The organism is Streptomyces sp. NPDC093071 (assembly GCF_044754545.1).
Classification (GTDB): Bacteria; Actinomycetota; Actinomycetes; order Streptomycetales; family Streptomycetaceae; genus Streptomyces.
The window spans coordinates 646,937-667,246 of the sequence record NZ_JBIVPH010000001.1; the positions used below are offsets into that span (position 1 = coordinate 646,937).

General features: G+C 73.3%; 19 protein-coding genes. 8 read left to right on the plus strand and 11 right to left on the minus strand.

All coding sequences use genetic code 11. The features are described from left to right. Nucleotides 1–47 precede the first annotated feature (47 nt). Nucleotides 48–884, minus strand: coding sequence for an inositol monophosphatase family protein (locus ACIQD7_RS02725; RefSeq protein ID WP_402438796.1), 837 nt, complete (start codon nucleotides 882–884; stop codon nucleotides 48–50). A gap of 111 nt (nucleotides 885–995) precedes the next feature. Between ACIQD7_RS02725 and ACIQD7_RS02730 the strand changes: the two genes are divergently transcribed. The 3 genes from ACIQD7_RS02730 to ACIQD7_RS02740 all read left to right on the plus strand — a co-directional run bounded on the left by ACIQD7_RS02730 (nucleotide 996) and on the right by ACIQD7_RS02740 (nucleotide 3,979). Next, a complete protein-coding gene (locus ACIQD7_RS02730) occupies nucleotides 996–2,051 on the plus strand; it encodes a biotin/lipoate A/B protein ligase family protein (protein WP_402438798.1) in 1,056 nt (351 codons plus the stop codon). Between the two features lie 55 nt (nucleotides 2,052–2,106). Further along, nucleotides 2,107–2,994, plus strand: coding sequence for a hypothetical protein (locus ACIQD7_RS02735; RefSeq protein ID WP_402438800.1), 888 nt, complete (start codon nucleotides 2,107–2,109; stop codon nucleotides 2,992–2,994). Nucleotides 2,995–3,169: 175 nt separating this feature from the next. Further along, nucleotides 3,170–3,979 (plus strand): serine protease, encoded by an 810-nt coding sequence (locus ACIQD7_RS02740; protein WP_383151835.1) that lies wholly within the window; start codon nucleotides 3,170–3,172, stop codon nucleotides 3,977–3,979. Here the strand turns inward: ACIQD7_RS02740 and ACIQD7_RS02745 are convergent. From ACIQD7_RS02745 to ACIQD7_RS02780, 8 genes are all read right to left on the minus strand, one after another. Next, a complete protein-coding gene (locus tag ACIQD7_RS02745) occupies nucleotides 3,933–5,462 on the minus strand; it encodes an NCS1 family nucleobase:cation symporter-1 (RefSeq protein WP_402438802.1) in 1,530 nt (509 codons plus the stop codon). The genes ACIQD7_RS02740 and ACIQD7_RS02745 overlap by 47 nt on opposite strands. A 78-nt stretch (nucleotides 5,463–5,540) precedes the next feature. Further along, nucleotides 5,541–6,542, minus strand: coding sequence for a TIGR03842 family LLM class F420-dependent oxidoreductase (locus tag ACIQD7_RS02750; protein WP_402438804.1), 1,002 nt, complete (start codon nucleotides 6,540–6,542; stop codon nucleotides 5,541–5,543). Nucleotides 6,543–6,553: 11 nt separating this feature from the next. Continuing rightward, on the minus strand, nucleotides 6,554–7,957 hold the full coding sequence (gene hydA, locus ACIQD7_RS02755; protein WP_402438806.1) for a dihydropyrimidinase: 1,404 nt from the start codon (nucleotides 7,955–7,957) through the stop codon (nucleotides 6,554–6,556). Nucleotides 7,958–8,005: 48 nt separating this feature from the next. Next, a complete protein-coding gene (locus tag ACIQD7_RS02760; RefSeq protein ID WP_402438808.1) occupies nucleotides 8,006–9,286 on the minus strand; it encodes an aspartate aminotransferase family protein in 1,281 nt (426 codons plus the stop codon). Then, complete coding sequence (locus ACIQD7_RS02765) at nucleotides 9,283–10,125, minus strand: nitrilase-related carbon-nitrogen hydrolase (RefSeq protein ID WP_402438810.1); 843 nt, start codon at nucleotides 10,123–10,125, stop codon at nucleotides 9,283–9,285. The genes ACIQD7_RS02760 and ACIQD7_RS02765 overlap by 4 nt, the downstream gene beginning before the upstream one ends. 229 nt (nucleotides 10,126–10,354) lie before the next feature. Beyond that, nucleotides 10,355–11,791 carry a UL36 very large tegument protein gene (locus tag ACIQD7_RS02770; protein ID WP_402438812.1) on the minus strand — a complete coding sequence of 479 codons (1,437 nt, stop codon included), beginning with the start codon at nucleotides 11,789–11,791 and terminating at the stop codon, nucleotides 10,355–10,357. A gap of 113 nt (nucleotides 11,792–11,904) precedes the next feature. After that, entirely contained in the window at nucleotides 11,905–12,288 is a 384-nt protein-coding gene (locus tag ACIQD7_RS02775; RefSeq protein ID WP_402438814.1) for a PPOX class F420-dependent oxidoreductase, read from the minus strand. Nucleotides 12,289–12,298: 10 nt separating this feature from the next. Further along, complete coding sequence (locus tag ACIQD7_RS02780; protein WP_402438816.1) at nucleotides 12,299–12,715, minus strand: winged helix-turn-helix transcriptional regulator; 417 nt, start codon at nucleotides 12,713–12,715, stop codon at nucleotides 12,299–12,301. Nucleotides 12,716–12,777: 62 nt separating this feature from the next. Here ACIQD7_RS02780 and ACIQD7_RS02785 point away from each other — a divergent pair, with 62 nt between their 5' ends. Beyond that, complete coding sequence (locus ACIQD7_RS02785; RefSeq protein ID WP_402438818.1) at nucleotides 12,778–13,476, plus strand: NAD(P)-dependent oxidoreductase; 699 nt, start codon at nucleotides 12,778–12,780, stop codon at nucleotides 13,474–13,476. A 28-nt stretch (nucleotides 13,477–13,504) separates the two neighbouring features. Here the strand turns inward: ACIQD7_RS02785 and ACIQD7_RS02790 are convergent, their stop codons facing one another. Then, on the minus strand, nucleotides 13,505–13,762 hold the full coding sequence (locus ACIQD7_RS02790; protein ID WP_402438820.1) for a helix-turn-helix domain-containing protein: 258 nt from the start codon (nucleotides 13,760–13,762) through the stop codon (nucleotides 13,505–13,507). Nucleotides 13,763–13,795: 33 nt separating this feature from the next. Between ACIQD7_RS02790 and map the strand changes: the two genes are divergently transcribed. Further along, a complete protein-coding gene (gene map, locus ACIQD7_RS02795; protein WP_121833140.1) occupies nucleotides 13,796–14,563 on the plus strand; it encodes a type I methionyl aminopeptidase in 768 nt (255 codons plus the stop codon). A 34-nt stretch (nucleotides 14,564–14,597) separates the two neighbouring features. On the opposite strand, the gene ggt is transcribed toward map, so the two are convergent. After that, nucleotides 14,598–16,400 (minus strand): gamma-glutamyltransferase, encoded by a 1,803-nt coding sequence (gene ggt, locus ACIQD7_RS02800; RefSeq protein WP_402438821.1) that lies wholly within the window; start codon nucleotides 16,398–16,400, stop codon nucleotides 14,598–14,600. A gap of 116 nt (nucleotides 16,401–16,516) precedes the next feature. Here ggt and ACIQD7_RS02805 point away from each other — a divergent pair, with 116 nt between their 5' ends. The 3 genes from ACIQD7_RS02805 to ACIQD7_RS02815 all read left to right on the plus strand — a co-directional run bounded on the left by ACIQD7_RS02805 (nucleotide 16,517) and on the right by ACIQD7_RS02815 (nucleotide 20,306). After that, the gene (locus ACIQD7_RS02805) at nucleotides 16,517–17,269 is read left to right on the plus strand and encodes a hypothetical protein (RefSeq protein WP_402438822.1); all 753 of its coding nucleotides are present in this window, start codon (nucleotides 16,517–16,519) and stop codon (nucleotides 17,267–17,269) included. A 127-nt stretch (nucleotides 17,270–17,396) separates the two neighbouring features. Then, complete coding sequence (locus tag ACIQD7_RS02810; RefSeq protein WP_402438824.1) at nucleotides 17,397–18,644, plus strand: hypothetical protein; 1,248 nt, start codon at nucleotides 17,397–17,399, stop codon at nucleotides 18,642–18,644. Between the two features lie 105 nt (nucleotides 18,645–18,749). Beyond that, nucleotides 18,750–20,306, plus strand: a complete 1,557-nt coding sequence (locus ACIQD7_RS02815) for a CocE/NonD family hydrolase (RefSeq protein ID WP_402438826.1) — start codon at nucleotides 18,750–18,752, stop codon at nucleotides 20,304–20,306. Nucleotides 20,307–20,310: the final 4 nt, after the last annotated feature.

The window sequence follows — 20,310 nt, forward strand, 5'->3', positions numbered from 1 at the left end:
TCAGCCGGTGGCCGGGGTCTCAGGATAGGCGGACGGGTGCGGCGGTCTCACCGCCCCCCGAGGAGGGTCCGTATCCGCTCGGCGGTCGCCGCGTCCCGGGCCGCGGTGAACGGCAGCGCGTTGTCCCCGGTGACGCGGAACGGCTCCCCGGCGACCGTGGTGTCCGCGCCGCCCGCCTCGGCGACCAGGAGGAGCCCGGCCGCGTGGTCCCAGGCGTACTCCCAGGAGAAGGCGACGCCGGAGAGGGCTCCGCGCGCGATGGCCAGGTATTCGAGTCCGGCGGAGCCGCAGGGGCGGGGGCGGACGCCGTCGACGGCCAGGCCGAGCAGGGCGCGCTTCTGCTCCGGGGTGGTGTAGTCGGGGTGTGAGGAGGCGATCTCCAGGACCTCGCCGGGCGCGGGCGCGCCGGAGCGCAGCGGCTCGCCGTTCAGCGTGGCGCCGCGGCCGCGCACCGCGACGGCCATCTGTTCCAGGGCGGGGGCGTACGTCCAGGAGGCGAGGACCTCGCCGTGCCGGGCGAGGGCGACGAGGGTGCAGAAGGCGGGGTCGCCGTGGACGAACTGGCGGGTGCCGTCGACGGGGTCGACGATCCACACGGGCGCGTCGCCGCGCAGCGCGTCGTAGACCGCCGGGTCGGCGTGGACGGCCTCCTCGCCGACGACCACGGAGCCGGGGAGCAGCGCCGTGAGGGAGGCGGTGAGGTGCGCTTCGGCGGACCGGTCGGCGACGGTGACCAGGTCGTGCGGGCCGTTCTTCTCGACGATCTCGTGGGCGGCGAGCTGCCGGAAGCGCGGCATGATCTCGGCGGCGGCGGCCTTGCGGACCGCCTCCTCCACCTCGGTCGTGCCGCCGGCGAGGACGTGCTCAAGGAAGTCTTCGATCATGCGTCCAGCCAATCACGACGCTCTGACAACCGGTACGGCGCATCCGTCACCCGTTGTTTCCCCGGGGAGTACCCTTTGGCCGAGTTCATCCCTTACCCGCGGGAGGGTTCCGTGCACGGCGAGTACAAGGTCCCCGGTGGAAAGCTGGTGGTCGTCGACCTCGACGCGGAGGACGGCGTCCTGCGGAACGTGCGGGTCGCGGGCGACTTCTTCCTGGAGCCGGACGAGGCGATCCTCGCGATCGACCGGGCCCTGGAGGGCGCCCCGGCCGACACGGACGCGGCCGGGCTCGCGGCACGGATCGACGCGGTGCTGCCGCCGGGCACCCACATGTTCGGCCTGACGTCGGAGGGCGTCGGGATCGCGGTCCGCCGGGCCCTCGCGCACGCCACGGACTGGACCGACTACGACTGGCAGCTGATCCACGAGCCGCCCCGGTCCCCCGCCCTGCACATGGCGCTCGACGAGGTCCTGACGGACGAGGTGGCGGCCGGCCGCCGCCCGCCGACCCTGCGGGTGTGGGAGTGGGGCGCCCCGGCGGTGGTGATCGGCAGCTTCCAGTCGCTGCGCAACGAGGTGGACCCGGAGGCGGCCGAGCGGCACGGGATCCGGGTGGTGCGCCGGATCAGCGGCGGCGGGGCGATGTTCATCGAGCCGGGCAACACCATCACGTACTCGCTCTCCGTCCCCTACGCCCTCGTGCAGGGCCTGTCCTTCGCCGACAGCTACGCCTACCTGGACGACTGGGTGCTCGGCGCGCTCGGCGACATGGGGGTCCGGGCCTGGTACCAGCCGCTCAACGACATCGCCACGGACGCCGGGAAGATCGCGGGCGCCGCGCAGAAGCGGGTCGTGGCGGGCGCCGGCGCGGTCCTGCACCACGTGACGATGGCGTACGACATCGACGCGGACAAGATGACGGAGGTGCTCCGGATCGGCCGGGAGAAGCTCTCCGACAAGGGGACGAGGAGCGCGAAGAAGCGGGTGGACCCGCTGCGCCGCCAGACGGGCCTGCCGCGCGAGGCGGTGATCGAGCGGATGATCGCCTCCTTCCGGAACCGGTACGGCCTGGCGGAGGGCCGCCTCACGGAGGAGGAGCTGACGCGGGCGAAGGGGCTCGTGGAGAGCAAGTTCGGGACGGAGGAGTGGACGGCCCGGGTGCCGTGACCGCCGCCCGTGCTCCACGGGCCGTCGCCCCGACCGCCCCGCGTAGGGTGACGGGATGCGCGTCGAGGAGCCGGTGAAGCCCGGTCTGCGGATGGAGTGCGCCGACGGACGCCGTCTGGTGCTGGTGCAGGGGTCCGTCCCGGTGCTGTTCGCCCGCCAGCGGGTCACCCACCGCGGGGTGCACTACGCGCGGACCGGTCGGTACGCCTCCCCGCTGTCCCCGCTGCGAGCCGAACGGACCCGCGCCTTCGCGGAGTTCGCCGAGCCGGGCTCGGAGGAGTGGACGGCGCGCTGGGCCGCGCACGCCGGGACGGAGCTCCGGGCGGCCGCCCTCGGTCCGCTCCACGAGGGCGAGTGGCGGCTCGGGCCCGACGCGAACCGCTGGTTCGTGGAGGCCAATTGGCCGAAGCTGCTCGCGCACGACCCCGACCGGGGCCATCTGACCTGGTTCGGGTACGGCGACCCGGTCGAGGACGCGCGCGACCTGCTGCCGCTGCGGGCGCTCTCGCCGGTGGAGGCGCCCCGGGTGCGCGCGTACCGCCGCCAGTACCGGGAGGGGGTGCTGCCGCCGGTGTTCGCCTGGTGGATCAGCGGGCTCAACTCCCCCGTGGTCCTGGACGGTCACGACCGTCTGACGGCGGCGCTGGCGGAGGGCGGCCGACCGGGGGTGCTGCTCCTCTCTCGGGCCGTGGACGCCGCGTGGGTGGCGCTCTACGCGGCCCCTCCGGTCCGGGCGTACGAGGAGCGGGTCGCCGCCCTGGGCGACCGTCCGGACGCCGCTTCCCGGGTCGCGTACGAGAGCCGCGGTCTCGCGGACACCCTCCGGTCGCTCGTCGCCTCCCCGGACACGACCCGGGCGTGGCCCTTCCCGGGCGGTGTCCCGGCCTGGGAGGCGGCGGCGGCCTCGTACGTGCCGGGCTGGAACCCGGACGCGGACCGCTGAGCGGCCTGCGGCCCGCCCCTCCGCACACCAGTCCGGATCGCGCCCCCCGGTGACCGGATCCCGTCCGGTTCGTTGATGCCGACGCGGGCCGGAGCGCGTGCGCGGGACGGGTGGAGGAAACGTCTTTGCACGCCGAAGGGCCGGAGAAGACGGTGCCGACAGTTCGGAGTTCTCCATGGGATGGGCGCGGAAGCTCGTGGCCGCGGTCGCGGGTGTGGTGATGGGGGCGAGTCCGCTCGGGATCGCGCCGGCGTACGCGGTCGTCGGCGGCCAGGAGGCGCGGCCGCACCAGTACCCGTTCATGGCGGGGCTCGTGGACCTGGCGGAGCGGCGGGTGATGTGCGGCGGGGCGCTGATCGGCGACCGGTACGTGCTGACCGCCGCGCACTGCCTGACGGGCTCGTACGGCAGCACGGCGCGGGTGGGCGTGCTGCTCGGGGACCACGACCTGACGGCCGGGGACGACAGCCCGCACGCGCTCCTCGCCTCCCCGGCCCGGTTCCTGACGCACCCGGAGTACGACCCGGAGACCCAGCGGAACGACATCGCGCTCGTCCGGCTGGCCGAGCCGGTCGCGTTCAACCGGGACGTGCGCCCGGTCGCCCTGCCCACCGCGTACGCGCACGGCGCCTTCGACCACACGCGGGTCGAGGCCCCCGGCTGGGGCGCCACCTCGTTCGGCGGGCGCGCCTCCGACGTCCTGCGGACGGTGACCCTCGGCACCATGAACAACCGGACGTGCGTCGCCCGGGGCATGTCCCGGGTGACGTCCGCCCAGCTCTGCACGTACGCCCCCGGCCGGGACACCTGCCTGTACGACTCCGGCGGCCCCCTCGTCCACACGGCGGCCCGGAAGCCCCATCTGGTGGGCCTGGTGTCCTACGGGCGGGGGTGCGCCGGCGACACCCCCGCCGTGAACACCCGCGTCTGGTCGTACCTCAGCTGGATCGGACGGGTGACCGGGCTGCCGTCCCGCGCCTCATGAGGGCGGTGTACAGGAGCAGCGAGGCGGCGAGGCCCACCGCCCAGCCGTAGTCGGCGAGCGGCTTGAGGAAGGGGATCAGGCCGTCCTCGGGGAACGGGCCCGTGCCCGGGGCCGAGTGGGAGCCGCCGACGGCGAGGATCCCGCCGACCGCGAAGGCGAGGACGGCGACCGGGTTCCAGCCGCCCCGGTACCAGTAGGGGCCGTCGGCCCGGTAGAGCCCTTCGAGGTCGAGGACGGTGCGGCGGACCAGCCAGTAGTCGGCGATGAGGATCCCGGCGACCGTGCCGAGCAGTCCGCCGACCAGACCGAGCCAGGTGAAGATGTACAGCTCGGGGGTGGCGGTGAGCTTCCACGGCATGATGACCACGCCGACGACCCCGGTGATCAGCGCGCCCGTGCGGAAGCTGATCAGCTTCGGGGCGAGGTTGGCGAGGTCGTACGCCGGGGAGACGACGTTCGCCGCGATGTTCACTGACAGGGTGGCGACCAGGACCGTCACCAGGGCGAAGAGCAGCCCGAAGACGTTGTCGGTCTTGGCCGCGAGCGCCACCGGGTCCCAGACGGGCGCCCCGTACACGGCCTGCGAGCCGGAGGTGACGAGCACCGAGAGCAGCGCGAAGAGGGTCATGGTGGTGGGCAGGCCGAGGGTCTGGCCCCACACCTGGGCGCGCTGGCCCGCGCCGAAGCGGGTGAAGTCGGGGATGTTGAGGCTGAGGGTGGCCCAGAAGGCGATCATGCCCATCAGGGCCGGGAAGAAGACGGGCCAGAAGTCGGCGCCCCAGCCGAGCTCCGAGGGCTGGTCGAGGAGCGGGCCGAGGCCGCCGGCCTTGGCGGAGACCCAGACGAGGAGGACGAGCGCGCCGACGATGACGAAGGGCGCGGCCCAGTTCTCGAAGCGGCGCAGGGCCTCCATGCCCCGGTAGATGATGGCGAGTTCGAGGGCCCAGAAGAGGACGAAGCAGAGCCAGAGGGTCCAGGGCTGGCCGGCGACGCGGGACGCCTCCGCCCAGCCGCCGAAGACCTTGTCGAGCAGGACGAAGACGCCCTGGCCGCCGATCCAGGTCTGGATGCCGAACCAGGCACAGGCCACCCCGGCGCGGATCAGCGCGGGCAGGTTGGCGCCGCGCAGCCCGAAGGAGGCGCGGGCCAGGACGGGGAAGGGGATGCCGTACTTGGGTCCGGCGTGCCCGGTGAGCAGCATCGGGAGGAGGACGATCACATTGGCCAGGGCGATCGTCAGGACGGCCTGTTTCCAGTCCATGCCGAGGGCGACGAGGCCGGAGGCCAGCATCCAGGAGGGGATGTTGTGGGCCATGCCGACCCAGAGGGCGGTGAAGTTGTACGTGGTCCAGCGGCGCCGTTCGACGGGGACGGGGAGCAGGTCGTCGTTGACGAAGCGGGGGTCGGCCGGGACCGTGCCGGGCGCGAGCTCGACACGGTCGTCGGCTATGGCGGGTCTTCCCGCGGGGGTGGTGGCGGTCATGGCGGCGGAACCCTTCGTTCGTTCGGCGGGGGGACGGAACGAGCCGTGCGGGGCGTGGGGGTTCGGGACCGGCGGGGGTTACGGAGCGAGCGCCGGGATGACCTCGGAGCCGTACGCGTCGATCGTGGCCTCCTTGGCGTCGTGCATCGCGTACACGGCGAACTGGTCCACGCCCATGTCCCGGAGCCGTCGCAGCTTCTCGACGTGGGCCTCGGCGGGGCCGAGGAGGCAGAAGCGGTCGACGATCTCGTCGGGGACGAAGTCGGTGGAGGGGTTCCCGGCGCGGCCGTGGTGGGAGTAGTCGTAGCCGTGCCGGTTCTTGATGTACGCGGTGAGTTCCTCCGGGACCATGCCCGAGTGCTCGCCGTACTTCTCCACCAGGTCGGCGACGTGGTTGCCGACCATGCCGCCGAACCAGCGGCACTGCTCGCGGGCGTGGGCGAGGTCGTCGCCGACGTAGGCGGGGGCGGCGACGCAGATGGTGAGGGCGTCGGGGTCGCGGCCCGCGTCGGTGGCGGCCTGCCGGACGGCCTTGACCATCCATTCGGTGAGGAAGGGGTCGGCGAGCTGGAGGATGAAGCCGTCGGCCTTCTGCCCGGCCAGGGCCAGGGCCTTGGGCCCGTACGCCGCCATCCAGACGGGCAGCTTGCCGTTCTTGATCCAGGGGATGCGGATCGGGTTGCCGTCGACCTCGGCCTCGCGGCCCTCGGCCAGGTCGCGGATGACGTCGATGGCCTCGCCCAGGCGGGCCAGGGTGTTCGGCCTGCGTCCGGCGACGCGCATGGCGGAGTCGCCGCGGCCGATGCCGCAGACGGTCCGGTTGCCGAACATGTCGTTGAGGGTGGCGAAGGTGGAGGCGGTGACCTCCCAGGTGCGGGTGCCCGGGTTGGTGACCATGGGGCCGACGTGGAGCTTGGTGGTGTGCTCCAGGATCTGGCTGTAGATGACGAAGGGTTCCTGCCACAGCACGGCGGAGTCGAAGGTCCAGCCGTAGCGGAAGCCGTTGCGTTCCGCCCGGCGCATCAGGCCGACGACCTGCGAGGCGGGCGGGTCGGTCTGCAGGACGAGTCCGAAGTCCAAGGCGCGGTCTCCTAGTTCAGGTATTGACAGGTGGAGCGGGGGGTGAAGACCCCGTGCCCGGCGCGGCCGACGTACTTGCGCTGGTCGATGACGGGTTCGCCGCGCGAGAGGACCGTCTCGACCCGCCCGGTGACGGTCCTTCCCTCGTACGCCGAGTAGTCGACGTTCATGTGGTGGGTCTCGGCCGAGATCACCTGGGTGGCGTGCGGGTCGTAGATGACGACGTCGGCGTCGGCGCCCGGCGCGAGGGTGCCCTTCTGCGGGTAGAGGCCGAACATGCGGGCCGGGGCGGCGCAGGCGATCTCGATCCAGCGGCGCCGGGAGATGTGCCCGTCGACGACGGCCTGGTGGAGGAGGTCCATGCGGTTCTCCACCCCGGGAAGGCCGTTGGGGATCTTGGAGAAGTCGCCCCGGCCGAGGTCCTTCTGCCCGGTGAAGCAGAAGGGGCAGTGGTCGGTGGAGACCACCTGGAGGTCGTTCGTCCGCAGGCCCCGCCAGAGCGCCGCCTGGTGCTCCCGGGGCCGCAGGGGCGTGCTGCACACGTACTTGGCGCCCTCGAAGCCCGGCTCCGCGAGGTTGTCGGTGGAGAGGAAGAGGTACTGGGGGCAGGTCTCGCCGAAGACGGGGAGGCCCTTGTCGCGGGCGGCGGCCAGCTCGGCCACCGCCTCCTGGGCCGACACGTGCACGACGTACAGCGGGGCGCCGGCCACCCGGGCGAGCTGGATCGCGCGGTGGGTGGCCTCCGCCTCCAGGAGGGCCTTGCGGACCTCGCCGTGGTAGCGGGGGTCGGTCTCGCCCCGGGCCAGGGCCTGTTCCACGAGGACGTCGATGGCGATGCCGTTCTCGGCGTGCATCATGATCAGCCCGCCGTTCTCGGCGGAGCGCTGCATGGCGCGCAGGATCTTCCCGTCGTCGCTGTAGAAGACGCCGGGGTAGGCCATGAAGAGCTTGAAGGAGGAGATCCCCTCCTGGACCAGCTTGTCCATCTCCTTGAGCGTGTGCTCGTTGACGTCGGAGAGGATCATGTGGAACGCGTAGTCGATCGAGCAGACGCCGTCGGCCTTGGCGTACCAGGCGTCGAGCCCCTCGCGCAGGCTGTGGCCCACGCTCTGGACGGCGAAGTCGACGATGGTGGTGGTGCCGCCCCAGGCGGCGGCGCGGGTGCCGGTCTCGAAGGTGTCGGAGGCGAAGGTGCCGCCGAAGGGCAGCTCCATGTGGGTGTGGGCGTCGACGCCGCCCGGGATGACGTAGCGGTCGGTGGCGTCGATGGTCCGGTCGGCGGTCCAGCCGGCCGCCGCGTCCGAGCCGTGGGCCGCGAGGGCGGCCACGCGGCCGTCCTCGATCAGCACGTCGGCGTGGACCTCGTCGGCGGCGGTGACGACGAGACCGCCCCGGATGAGGGTACGGGTGCTCACGGGACTCTCCCTGGTCGCTGAGTCGGAACTGCGGGGCGGCCGGCGGGGCTACAGGGAGCGGAGGGCCGCTTCGAGCAGGGCGGCGCCCTCCTCGGCCTCGGAGACGGTGAGGGAGAGCGGCGGGGCGATGCGCAGGGTGCTGGTGTCGTGCCCGCCGCCCTTGCCGATGAGCAGGCCGTTCTCGCGGGCCGCCTCCAGGACGGCGGCGGCCGCGTCCGGGTTCGCCCGGTCGGTGCCCGGTTCGGTGAGTTCGATGCCGATCATGAGGCCGCGGCCGCGCACCTCCCGTACGGCGGGGGCTCCGGCGCAGGCGGCCCTGATCCGTTCGATCAGGAGGCCGCCGACCCGGCGCGCGTTGCCCTGGAGGTCGTGCTCCAGGAGGTACGCGAGGTTGGCGAGCCCGGCGGCCATGGTGACGGGCGAACCGCCGAAGGTGGAGATGGAGTTGGCGTCGAGGCAGTTCATGACCTCGGCGCGGGCGACGACCCCGCCGACCGACATGCCGTTGCCGATGCCCTTGGCGAAGGTGAGGATGTCGGGCGGTCCGGCCTGGCCGTGGGCCTGCCAGCCCCAGAAGTGCTCGCCGGTGCGGCCCCAGCCGGTCTGCACCTCGTCCGCGATCCACAGGATGCCGTGCCGGTCCAGGACGCGGCGGAAGGCGGCGTACAGGCCGTCGGGCGGGGAGGTGAAGCCGCCGACGCCCTGGATCGGCTCCGCGATGAGGGCGGCGACGTTCCGGGTGTGCCCGAGGAGGTCTTCGAGGTCGGCGACGCAGGCCTCGGTGAACCGCTCGTCGGTGTACTCGGCGTAGGGGCCGCGGGTGCGGACGCCGCCGTGCACGTAGAGCGTCTGGAGCGGGGAGAGGCCGGTGGGCGACCAGGCGCGGTTGCCGGTGATGCCGACGGTGGAGAAGGAGCGCCCGTGGTAGCTGTTGCGCATGGCCAGGATCTGGTTCGAGCCGCGGTACGCGGTGGCCAGGAGGAGGGCGGTGTCGTTGGCCTCGGTGCCGGAGGTGGTGAAGAAGACGCGGGCGTCGGGGATGCCGGAGAGCCCGGCGATCCGCTCGGCCAGCTCCACCATGGGCCGGTTGAGGTAGAGCGTCGAGGAGTGGATGATCCGCCCGGCCTGCTCGGCGACGGCCTTGGTGACCTCGGGCAGGGCGTGGGCGGTCATGGTGGTGAGGATGCCGCCGAAGAAGTCGAGGTACCTGCGTCCCTCGGCGTCCCAGACGTGGCGGCCCTCGCCGTGGGTGATCTCCAGGGGGTCGCGGTAGTAGAGGGCGACCCAGTCGGGGATGACGGCCCGGTGCCGGTCGTAGAGGTCGTTCACGGCTTCACCAGCCCGTCGTACGCGTCGGGGCGGCGGTCCCGGTAGAAGGCCCACTGCTGCCGGACCTGCTCGATGAGGCCGAAGTCGAGGTCGCGGACGACCAGCTCCTCGGCCTTGTCGGAGGCGACGTCGCCGACGAAGCGGCCGCGCGGGTCGACGAAGTAGCTCGTGCCGTAGAAGTCGTTGTCGCCGTACTCCTCGACGCCGACGCGGTTGATGGCGGCGACGAAGTACTCGTTGGCGACGGCGGCGGCGGGCTGCTCCAGCTGCCAGAGGTGGGCGGAGAGGCCGCGGTGGGTGGCGGACGGGTTGTAGACCAACTGGGCTCCGTTGAGCCCGAGTTCGCGCCAGCCCTCCGGGAAGTGGCGGTCGTAGCAGATGTAGACGCCGATCTTGCCGACGGCGGTGTCGAAGACCGGCCAGCCGGCGTTGCCCGGGCGGAAGTAGTACTTCTCCCAGAAGCCCTTGACCTGGGGGATGTGGTGCTTGCGGTACTTGCCGAGGTAGCTGCCGTCGGCGTCGATCACGGCGGCGGTGTTGTAGTAGAAGCCCTCGCCCTCGACCTCGAAGACGGGGACCACGATCACCATCCCGGTCTCGCGGGCGAGGTCCCGCATCCGGCTGACGGTCGGTCCGTCGGGGACGGGCTCGGCCCAGCGGTAGTGCTCGGCCTCCTGCACCTGGCAGAAGTAGGGGGCGTTGAACACCTCCTGGAAGCCGATCACCTCGGCCCCCTGGCGGGCGGCCTCCCGGGCGTACTCCTCGTGTTTGGCGATCATGGATTCGGTGTCACCCGTCCAGGATGCCTGGACGAGCGCGGCGCGTACGACGTCGGTCATGAGCTGCTCCTTCGGCACGGCGTCAGAGAGCCTCTACGCACGTAGACGCAATGCGTAGGAGGAGAACGTAAGCCCCGTCACACCCCGGAGCAAGACCGCCGCCGTGAACCGGCCGGGTCGATCATGTTTCATACCCGAGTGGTCCACATCGGACACGTACCGACACGTGGGGAGGCTTACGGGTACGCCCACCGGTCCCGTACGGTCCCGCTCCCGCGGCCACGGCCCCTCAGACGCCCGCCAGGCCCGCCACGCGGAAGGCGTGGAGGAGGTCGCGCTCGCGGGAGCCGGACACCGCGCGGGCCGCGTCGAGGAGTTGGGGGACGAGGCCGCGCGGGTCGGCGCCCGCGAGGCGGGCCGCGTCCTCGGGGGCGCGGACGCGGACGAAGGCGGTCAGGAGGGCGTGGGCCTCGCGGTGGTGCTCCTCGGCGTGCAGGGCGGCGCAGGCCCCGGCCAGTTCCTCGACCGGGCGGGCCACACCCTGGCGGAGGAGCTGCTCGCAGTCGGCCGCCCGGCCCGCGTCCGCGAGGACGCCCGCGACGGCGGCGAGCCGGTCGGGCGGCAGCGAGGCCGCCTCCCAGAGCAGGGTGGCCCAGTCGGCGTCGAGCCCGGCCCGGTGCAGCTCGTCGGCGAGGGCGGGCAGCCGGGCGGGCGGGCCGCCGAGCGCCTCGCAGAGCAGGACGTGGGCCTCGCCGCTGCGGCCCCGGGCGCGGAGCCTGCGGAGGGCGTAGACGGCGTTCGCGGCGGCGCGGGCGGCCTCGGCGGGGTCCTCCGCCGGGCCGGCGGCCGGTCCTCCGCCCGGCCCCTCGGGCCCGGCGACGCCTCCGAAGCGGGCGCCCCGGGGTGCCGCGCCCCCTGCGGGGAGCACGGGAACGGGCGCGGGTACGGCCGGCTCCCGTTCCTCGTCGCCCTCCTCCAGCCAGGCGTACCGGGCGCCCCGGGGGCGGCGCCCGGCCTTCCCTGCTTTCCCGGCCTTCGGCGACCGTTCCGCCTTCGGCGGGGGCGCGGGAGCGAAGGCCCCAGACGCGGACGTGGTGGCGAGTGCCGGGGGCGCGGGGGACGCGGCGGCGGGCGCGGCGGCCCGGCCGGCCGCAGACGCCGGGGCCGCCGCCGGAACCGGAGCGCGGCCCGCCGGGGCCCCGCTCTCTGGAATTGCCCCTCGCCCCCACTCCCCCGTCCCCGCGAGCCGTGCCGTCAGTTCCGTGACGCGGGCGACCGCCCTGGCCCGGTCGTCGTGGGTCCAGGCGAGGTCGCGCTCCAGGCGGGCGGCCTCCTCGGGGTCCGGGCCCGGGACCGCGCGGAGCCGTTCGAGCAGTTCGCGGGCGCGGGACTCGGCGTACCGGCGCTCGCGCTCCATGAGTTCCCGGCGTTCGGCGAGCGCCGCCGCCGTGCCGGGCCGGCGGTCGTGGGCGCCCGCGGCCGCCGCGTACAGCGCGCGGCCCCGGACCGCGAAGGGCCCGCCGGCGGGCTCCCCGGCGTCCTGGAGCAGGGACGAGACGACGTCCCAGGGCAGCAGTTCCGTACCGTCGAGACAGGCGCGCAGGCCCTCCGGGTCGCGCGCGGCGAAGACCCCGTACCAGCCGGCGTCCGGCCGGAGGCGGGTCGTGAGACCCGTCAGCCAGTGGGTGAACTCGGCGACTTCCACCGGTTGCTGACTTACCGTCATGCGTTACGCACCTGCCCCGCGGTCGACTGGAACCGTACGGTCCGCGGGTATTGGACCGCAGTCGTGTTACGGGACGACTACGGACCGTTTTCGTGCGGGTGCCCGACCTCCCCTCACGGGAAGCGCACGACGATCCCGGTGTGCGGGCGCTTGCCGAGCCGGAAGACGGTGGCGGGCACGTCGACGAACCAGAACTGCCAGGTGTACTTGCGCAGGAGCAGCTTCCGGACGCGGCGCAGCTCCTCGCCCGTCACGAGGCGGGCCTCGCCGGTCACCCGCGCGGCGCCCTCGGGGACGTTTCCGCGCACGTCGCAGACGGCGGCCTCGACCCGGGGGTCGTTCCGCAGCCGCTTGACCTTCCAGGAGTCGGTGCGGGTCCAGGCGTACAGCTCGGAGCCGTCCACCGCGTACCAGACGGGCGTCGCGACCCCCGTGCCGTTCTTCCGGAAGGTGGTGAGACTGACGTAGCGGCCGCGCCGCAGTTCCTCGGGAATCATGCCCGGGAGCCTACGGGGTGCGTCGGACTCCTCCGCCCGTCCGTCCGTACGCACTGCGGGCCTCGGCGATCTCGGACGCGTGGGCGCGGGCCCAGTCGCACGCCGTGTCGAGCGGGGCGACGAGGGAGCGACCGAGGCCGGTAAGGGCGTACTCGACGCGGGGCGGGTTCTCGTCGTGGACGGTGCGGGTGAGGAAGCCGTCGCGCTCCATGGAACGGAGGGTCTCGGTGAGGACCTTGGGGGTGATCCAGTGCAGGGGCACGCGGAGTTCCGTGAAGCGGCGGGGCGTCCCGTCCTCCAGGCAGCGCAGCACCACGGCGGTCCACTTGTCGCCGACGCGGAAGGGCCGGCCGGCGGCCCCGGCACAGTCGGGGTCGCCGAAGAGGTCGGGGTCCAGCGGTGCGGGCGGGGCGGGTCGCTCGGTCACGCGGCCGACGCTAGCCCAGTACCGTTGAAGTAACCAGGGGCACCCGTCCTACGGTCCCGGGCATGGACATCGAGAACGACAACAACGGTGACACCGTCCGCACGACGGCGAACGGCGCGCTGCGCGTCGCGGTCTTCGGGGCCGGCGGGAAGGTCGGCCGGGCGGCCGTGGCGGAGGCGGTTGCCCGGGGCCGCCGGGTGACGGCCGTGGTCCGCGACCCCGGCGCGCACGACGACCTGGCGGGCGCGGGGGTGACACTCGTACGGGGTGACGCGACGGACCCGCTCTCGGTGGCGGTGCTCGCGGCGGACCACGACGCGGCGCTGCACGCGGCCGTCCGGCTCGACCTCCCCTCGGAGGAGTACTTCACCGCGGCGGCGAAGGCCCTGGTCGCCGGGCTCGCGGAGGCGGGCGTGCCGCGGCTGCTCACGCTCGGGATCGCGACGACCCTGGAGGCCGCGCCCGGGGTGCGGCTGATGGACGCGCCCGACTTCCCCGCGGAGTGGCGGGCCTTCGCGCAGGGCCACGTGGCCGAGTTCGAGCTGCTCACGGCCGAGGCGGGACCGGAGCTCGACTGGCTGATGGTGGTGCCGCCGCCGGACCTGAATGCGGAGGCGGAGCCGATGGGCGGGTACCGGACGGCGGTGGGCCGGGTCGTCGACGGACCGGGGCGCATCGCGCACGCCGATCTGGCGCGGGCGCTCCTGGACGAGATCGAGCACCCCCGCCACAGCCGGGTCCAGTTGGCCGTGTCCTCCTGAGGAACCCGGCTCCGACCCCGGATCCGGCTCAGGCAGGAGCCGGGACCGGGGAGCAGTGCGCCACCAGTTCGTCCATGGAGAGGTCGAGGACTCCGGCGAGGGCCGCGACGGTGAAGAAGGCGGGGGTCGGGGCCCGGCCGGTCTCGATCTTGCGGAGGGTCTCGGCGGAGAGGCCGGCGGCCGCGGCGATCTCGGCCATGGACCGCTCGCCGCGCGCCGCGCGCAGGAGCAGGCCCAGGCGCTCGCCGCGCTCGCGCTCTTCGGGGGTCAGGGGTGTGCGCACCATGGGGACCATTCTAATACCGGTATAGTAATTGGCATGGTGGAGATCAAGACGAACGAATCGCTGGCGGCCATGCGCGAGGCCGGGCGGGTGGTGGCCCGCGCCCTGGCGGCCGTGCGGGAGGCGGCTGCGCCCGGTGTCCGGCTGACCGACCTCGACCGGGTCGCGCGCGAGGTGCTGGACGGGGCGGGCGCCGCCTCGCCCTTCCTCGGCTACCGCCCGGAGTGGGCACCGGTGCCGTTCCCGGCGGTGGTGTGCCTCTCGGTGAACGACGCGATCGTGCACGGCGTCCCGGACGACACCCGGCTCGCGCCGGGCGACCTGGTGTCGGCGGACTGCGGGGCGCTGCTCGGCGGCTGGGCGGGCGACTCGGCCGTCAGCTTCACGGTCGGCCGGGCCCGGCCGGAGGACGCCCGGCTGATCGCCACGGCGGAGGAGGCCCTGGAGGCCGGCATCGCGGCGGCCGTCGTCGGCAACCGGATCGGGGACGTCGCGCACGCGATCGGCCGGGTCTGCCGGGCCGCCGGATACGGCATCCCGGACGGCTTCGGCGGGCACGGCATCGGCCGCACCATGCACGAGGACCCGGGCGTCCCCAACGAGGGACGCCCGGGCCGGGGCATGAAGCTGCGCCACGGGATGACGCTGGCGATCGAGCCGATGCTCGTCGGCGGCGGCACCGACGACTACTACACGGCGCGGGACGGCTGGACGATGCGCACGCTCGACGGCTCGCGCGCCGCCCACGCCGAGCACACGGTGGCGATCACGGACGACGGCCCGCGCATCCTGACGGCGCTGTAGCCGCCGCCGGTCACGACGTTGTAGCCGCCGCCGGTCACCGCCCCGCCGACCGGACCACCATCGCGGAGCCGCCGCCCCTGCGGACCTTCTCCGCCGCGGCCACCCAGCGGCCGTCCGGCAGGCGCTGGACGCCGGTCGCCGCGCCGATCTCCGGGTTCTGCCGGAAGCCGTGCCCGATCGCCTCCAGGTCGGCGCGGACGGGGCTGTTCCACAGGCCGGGTTCGAGCTCGGTGGTGGTCTGGTTGCGCTGGCTGGCGCGCGGCGCGGCGATGGCCTCGACGAGCGGCAGGCCCCGGTCGACGACCCCGGTGAGGGTCTGCAGGACGGTGGTGATGATGGTCGCGCCGCCCGGGGAGCCGAGCGCGAGGACGGGCCGGTCATGGCGGTCGAGGACGATCGTCGGGGAGATCGAGGAGCGCGGCCGCTTGCCGGGGCCGGGCAGGTTCGGGTCGTGCACGGCCGGGTTCGCCGGGGCGAAGGAGAAGTCGGTCAGCTCGTTGTTGAGGAGGAAGCCCCGGCCGGGCACGGTGATGCCGCTGCCGCCGGTGGACTCGATGGTGAGGGTGTAGGCGACGACGTTGCCCCACTTGTCGGCCACCGTCAGATGGGTGGTGTTCTCGCCCTCGTACGTGGTGGGGGCGGCGGTCCCGCCGGGGGCGCAGGCCGCCGGGTCGCGCGGGTCGCCGGGCGCGAGCGGGCTGGTCAGGACGGCGTCGTCGCGGATCAGGCAGGCGCGGGAGTCCGCGAACCGCTGGGAGAGCAGGCCGCGCGTCGGCACGGACTCGAAGGCCGGGTCCCCGACCCAGCGGCCCCGGTCGGCGAAGGCGATGCGGCTCGACTCGATGAACCGGTGCAGGTAGCGGGCCTGCGACGCGCGGGAGAGGTCGGTGCGCTCCAGGATGTTGAGCGCCTCGCCGACGCTGGTGCCGCCGGAGGAGGAGGGGGCCATGCCGTAGACGTCGAGTCCCCGGTACGCGACCTTCGTCGGCGCGCGGAACACGGTCCGGTACGCGGCCAGGTCGCGCTCCGTCAGGTCGCCGGGGCGGACGTTCCGGGTGGCGCCGGGGCGGACGGGGGGCGTGCGGACCGTACGGACGATGTCCCGGGCGAGCGGCCCCCCGTAGAGCGCGCCGACGCCCTCGCGGCCCAGCTTCCCGTACGTACGGGCCAGGTCCGGGTTCTTGAAGCGGGAGCCGACCGCGGGCAGCTGTCCGCCCGGCAGGAAGAGGTCGGCACTGGCCGGGAAGTCGCGGAAGCGGGCCTCGTTGGCGGCCGTCTGGGAGCGGAAGGTCTCGTCGACGGTGAAGCCCTCGCGGGCGAGGCGTTCGGCGGGTTCGAGGAGGGTGGAGAGGCGCTTGCTGCCCCAGGCGTCGAGGGCGGACCTCCAGGTCGCCGGGGTGCCGGGGGTGCCGACGCCGCGCCCGCTGGTCATGCCCTCCTCGAAGGGGATGGGGACGCCGTTCTCCCTGAAGAGGTTCGCATCGGCGGAGCGGGGCGCGGTCTCGCGGCCGTCGACGGTGTGCACGCTGCGGCTCTTCGCGTCGTAGTAGACGAAGTAGCCGCCGCCCCCGATGCCGGCCGAGTAGGGCTCGGTGACGCCGAGCGCGGCCGCGACGGCGACGGCGGCGTCGACCGCGTTGCCGCCCTTGCGGAGGATCTCGATCCCGGCGGCCGAGGCGTCGGCGTCGACGCTGGCGACGGCGCCGCCGTATCCGGTCGCGACGGGCTCCTTGAGGGGCGGTTTCGCCACCGCCGCCGGTGGCGCGGCGGCGCCCATCGAGAGGACCGTCGCCGTGACGGCGAGAACGGAGACCTTGCCAGCGGCGGAGCGACGCATTCGTACCTCCAGTCAACAACCGTCCGCGCAGCGTAACTTCCCCCCTGCCCTTCCGTCAGGAACGCCTCGAACGGAATCTCGAACTGGAAGCCGGACGGCCGCTACCATGCGCGCCCATGAACGAAGACGTGCGCAACATCGTGCTCGGGGTGCTCGCCACCGGCGTCAGCGCCACCCTCGGCTGGCTCGGCCGTACGTACCGGTGGCGGCGCGGACTCCGCCGCAAGCAGGCGTTCTTCGGGCTGCCCGGCGGCTCGGAGTGCCTGCTCGTGGTCAACAGGGAGTCCGGCGGGGACAACGTGGTGCACCGCTACGACGTCTTCGCGATGCTCGAACTCTCCGCGCTGATCAAGGATTGCGGCGCGCAGGCCCGCATCCTGCCGCAGGACCAGACCCACCAGGGCTTCGGCGACCGCACCGAATTCTGCGTGGGCGGGCCGTACTCAAATAGGCGCATGGCCGCCCACCTGTCGACCCTGCTGCCGGGCGTGAAGGTGAACGTGGACGTCGAGCCGTCCGAGGTGCGGGGCTCGATCACGATAGGCGGCGAGCGGTACCTGATGGAGAAGGGCCTTTCGGAGTACGTGATCCTGGCCCGGCTCACGGCCGGGGAGGGCCACCGGCCGGTCTTCCTCTTCTGCGGCCAGCGGGCGATCACCAACCAGGCGGCGACCCGCTATCTGGCCCGCCACCACGAGACCCTGGCCCGCCGTCACCGCGGTGGCTCGTTCGTCCTGCTCCTGAAGGTCGTCAACTCGGAGGCGTACGGCCCCGACGTGGTGGAGCTGGTCGCGGACGTGACGCGCGCGGCCCGTACGGCTCCCCCGGCGCCCGAGCCCTCCGCCGCCGAACCGGCGGCAGCGGCCTGACCTGAGGGAGGGGTCCGACGGGGTGAAGACGTCACCATCATGACAGGTCAGAGGCGTTTTCCGTAGGACCGAACGCACAGTTCGCGAGCCTTGTCCGGCCCCTCCCCCGGCTTCCAGAATCTCCGTCATGAATCACTCCGGGAACATCAGTCAGAACATCGATCAGGACGCGGTCCTGCGGGCGAGGACGATGCTGCTCGGATCGGAAAGGCTCGACCTGACCGAGGAGTTGGAGGCGTACCGGATCCTCGCGGAGGTGAGCCCGGCGGCCTATCTGCCGAAGCTCGTCGGAGCGCTGCTCTCGTACGGATCCGGGGCGAGCTACGGGCACGACGTGGAGCGGAAGCTGGCGCTGCGCGCGGAGGCCCTCGACACGGCCCGGCGCATCGACGTCGACCACCCGAGGAGGACGGAGGTGCTCACCGACGCCCTGGAGTGCTATGGACTCACGCTCATCCAGTCGGGGCGGCGGGCCGAGGGGCGGGCCGCGTACGAGGAGATGGCCGCGGTCGGGCGGGCCGGCTTCGAACGGGGACAGGTGAAGCACCCGGCGTACAGAAGCGGCCGGCTCGCGATCGTACTGGCCGAGGAGGGGCGCCACGGGGAGGCGGCAGACCTCCTGGCGCAGGGCAACCGCTCGCACAGGGACTTCTTCTTCTGGTCCGTGGTCGAGAAGACGGCGGAACTGGAGGCGGCCGGCCGGCGGGAGGAGGCGGTGGAGGTCTTCACGGACCTCGTGGACGACACGAGGAAGGAGCGGAGACAGAACCTCCTGGTGTGGGAACTCGTGCACCGCTCCCGGATGCTGGACGCCGCCGGGCGGCACGGGGAGGCCGGCGCGGACCGGTGGGAGGCCCTGTCGGTCCTCACCCGGCTCGCCGATCCCGACGCGTCCGAACGCCAGGACGGGCTTCACTCCTGGTGGAGCGTCCTGTACGGCCTGTCGGCCCGGGCGGTGGAGCCGGACGGGTCCCCGGATGCCCCGATGCCGGCGTTCGGCAACCCGCTCTTCCACTGGTCGTGGGACGTGCGGACGGCCTACTTCGACGGCATTCCCGCCCTGGAGGCCGAGGCCGCGCGCCTGTCGGCGGCGGGGCGGCTCACCGAACTCGCGACCGTGCGCCACCGGCTGACCGTACGGTCCACCCTGATGTGGACCGACCGCACCCACCTGTTCGAGGAACCGCTCCGGCCGCTCTTCGACGAGGAGGTGGCGCTCGCCCGGCGCTCGGCGGAGGGCCTCTCCCGGGCCCTGGCCGACCGGGCGATGTTCCTCCTCGCGGCCGGGCGGTACGAGGAGGCGCGGGCGGACTTCGCGGAGGCCGTGGGGCCGCTCGACGGCGCCGACCGGACGCCAATCGTTACCGCCACGTAACTTACCGGGGAGTTACCTCGGGTAAGCCCTCGCCGTTACCGTCGGGTCACTTTCACTGCCCCCCATCGCCGACCACCCATCGGCGCCCCCAGTGAGGAGTGCCCCGTGCGCACATCCCTGGTCCTCGCCGTCTCGGCCGCCCTCGTGGCCGGGACGGCCCTCGGGCTCGCCCCCGCCGCCCAGGCCGTGGAGACCGCCGACTCCACCGGCATCCGCTTCGTCGACATCGCGGGAGAGGGCGGCACCGTCCTCAAGGCGAACGTCCTCGCCCCCGCCGGGTCCGCCGGCGTCCGCCACCCCCTGATCGTGCTGCCCACCAGCTGGGCCATGCCCCAGATCGAGTACCTCGCCCAGGCGCGGAAACTCGCCGACTCCGGCTACGTCGTGGTGAGTTACAACTCGCGCGGCTTCTGGCAGTCCGGCGGGGAGATCGAGACCGCGGGCCCCAAGGACGTCGCCGACGCCTCCAAGGTGATCGACTGGGCCCTGGCCAACACCGCCGCCGACCCCGACCGGGTGGGCATGGGAGGCGTCTCGTACGGCGCCGGGATCAGCCTGCTCGCCGCCGCGCACGATCCGAGGGTCAAGGCCGTCGCCGCGCTCAGCGGCTGGGCCGACCTCATCGAGTCCATCTACAGCGGCCGGACCCAGCACCTCCAGGCCGCCGCCCTGCTCGGCGGCGCCGGGGCCCTCACCGGCCGTCCGGGCCCCGAACTCAAGCAGATCCTCAGCGACTTCCTCTCCTCCAACCTGGCCAAGGAGGAGGACATGATCGCCTGGGGCCGCACGCGCTCCCCGGTGACCTACCTGGACCGGATCAACGCCAACGGCGCCGCGATCATGCTCGGCAACGCCTGGGGCGACACCATCTTCCCGCCCAACCAGTACGCGAGCTTCTACGAGAAGCTCACCGGCCCCAAGCGTCTGGAGTTCCGCCCCGGCGACCACGCCACCGCCGAGCTCACCGGCCTGTTCGGCCTGCCCAACGACACCTGGACCAACGCCCAGCGCTGGTTCGACCGGTACCTCAAGGGCACCGACAACGGCATCGACCGCGAGCAGCCCGTCCAGCTCAAGTCCCGGTCGACGGGCGGCTACGAGGGCTATCCGGACTGGAAGTCCGTGCACGCGAACCAGCGCAAGTTCGACCTCGGCGGCACGCAGCGGGTGTGGGCGAACGTCGACTCCGGCGCCAACGGCGGGGTCACCCTGCTCACCAACGCCCTGGACCAGTTCCTCCGCACCCCGCCCGTCGTCTCCGTCCCCCTCCTCCCCCGCTCCTTCGCCGGCGTCTGGCAGTCCGAGCGGTACGACGCCCCGCAGCGGGTGCGCGGCACCGTGAAGGTGCACACCACGGTCGCCTCCACCAAGGAGAGCGGCACCCTCGTCGCGTACCTCTACGACGTGGGCCCGCTCGGCGTCGGCAAGCTGGTCACCAACGCCCCGTACACCTTCCATGGCAAGACGCCCGGGCAGCCGTTCGGCGTCGACCTGGAGCTGTTCTCCACGGCGTACGACGTGCCCGCCGGGCACCGGCTGGCGCTGGTCGTCGACACCGTCGACCCGCTCTACATCGAGCACAACCCGACCGGCGCGCAGCTGACCTTCTCCTCCCCGGCCGCCGACCCGTCGTACGTGTCGGTGCCGCTGCGGAAGGAGTGATCTC

Coding starts and splice junctions, on each gene's coding strand:
- map (WP_121833140.1), top strand. CDS start 13,796: ATGGTGGAGATCAAGACGAACGAATCGCTGGCGGCCATGCGCGAGGCC.
- ACIQD7_RS02735 (WP_402438800.1), top strand. CDS start 2,107: ATGCGCGTCGAGGAGCCGGTGAAGCCCGGTCTGCGGATGGAGTGCGCC.
- ACIQD7_RS02770 (WP_402438812.1), bottom strand. CDS start 11,791: ATGACGGTAAGTCAGCAACCGGTGGAAGTCGCCGAGTTCACCCACTGG.
- ACIQD7_RS02765 (WP_402438810.1), bottom strand. CDS start 10,125: ATGACCGACGTCGTACGCGCCGCGCTCGTCCAGGCATCCTGGACGGGT.
- ggt (WP_402438821.1), bottom strand. CDS start 16,400: ATGCGTCGCTCCGCCGCTGGCAAGGTCTCCGTTCTCGCCGTCACGGCG.
- ACIQD7_RS02790 (WP_402438820.1), bottom strand. CDS start 13,762: ATGGTGCGCACACCCCTGACCCCCGAAGAGCGCGAGCGCGGCGAGCGC.
- ACIQD7_RS02775 (WP_402438814.1), bottom strand. CDS start 12,288: ATGATTCCCGAGGAACTGCGGCGCGGCCGCTACGTCAGTCTCACCACC.
- ACIQD7_RS02745 (WP_402438802.1), bottom strand. CDS start 5,462: ATGACCGCCACCACCCCCGCGGGAAGACCCGCCATAGCCGACGACCGT.
- ACIQD7_RS02740 (WP_383151835.1), top strand. CDS start 3,170: ATGGGATGGGCGCGGAAGCTCGTGGCCGCGGTCGCGGGTGTGGTGATG.
- ACIQD7_RS02810 (WP_402438824.1), top strand. CDS start 17,397: ATGAATCACTCCGGGAACATCAGTCAGAACATCGATCAGGACGCGGTC.
- ACIQD7_RS02805 (WP_402438822.1), top strand. CDS start 16,517: ATGAACGAAGACGTGCGCAACATCGTGCTCGGGGTGCTCGCCACCGGC.
- ACIQD7_RS02725 (WP_402438796.1), bottom strand. CDS start 884: ATGATCGAAGACTTCCTTGAGCACGTCCTCGCCGGCGGCACGACCGAG.
- ACIQD7_RS02785 (WP_402438818.1), top strand. CDS start 12,778: ATGGACATCGAGAACGACAACAACGGTGACACCGTCCGCACGACGGCG.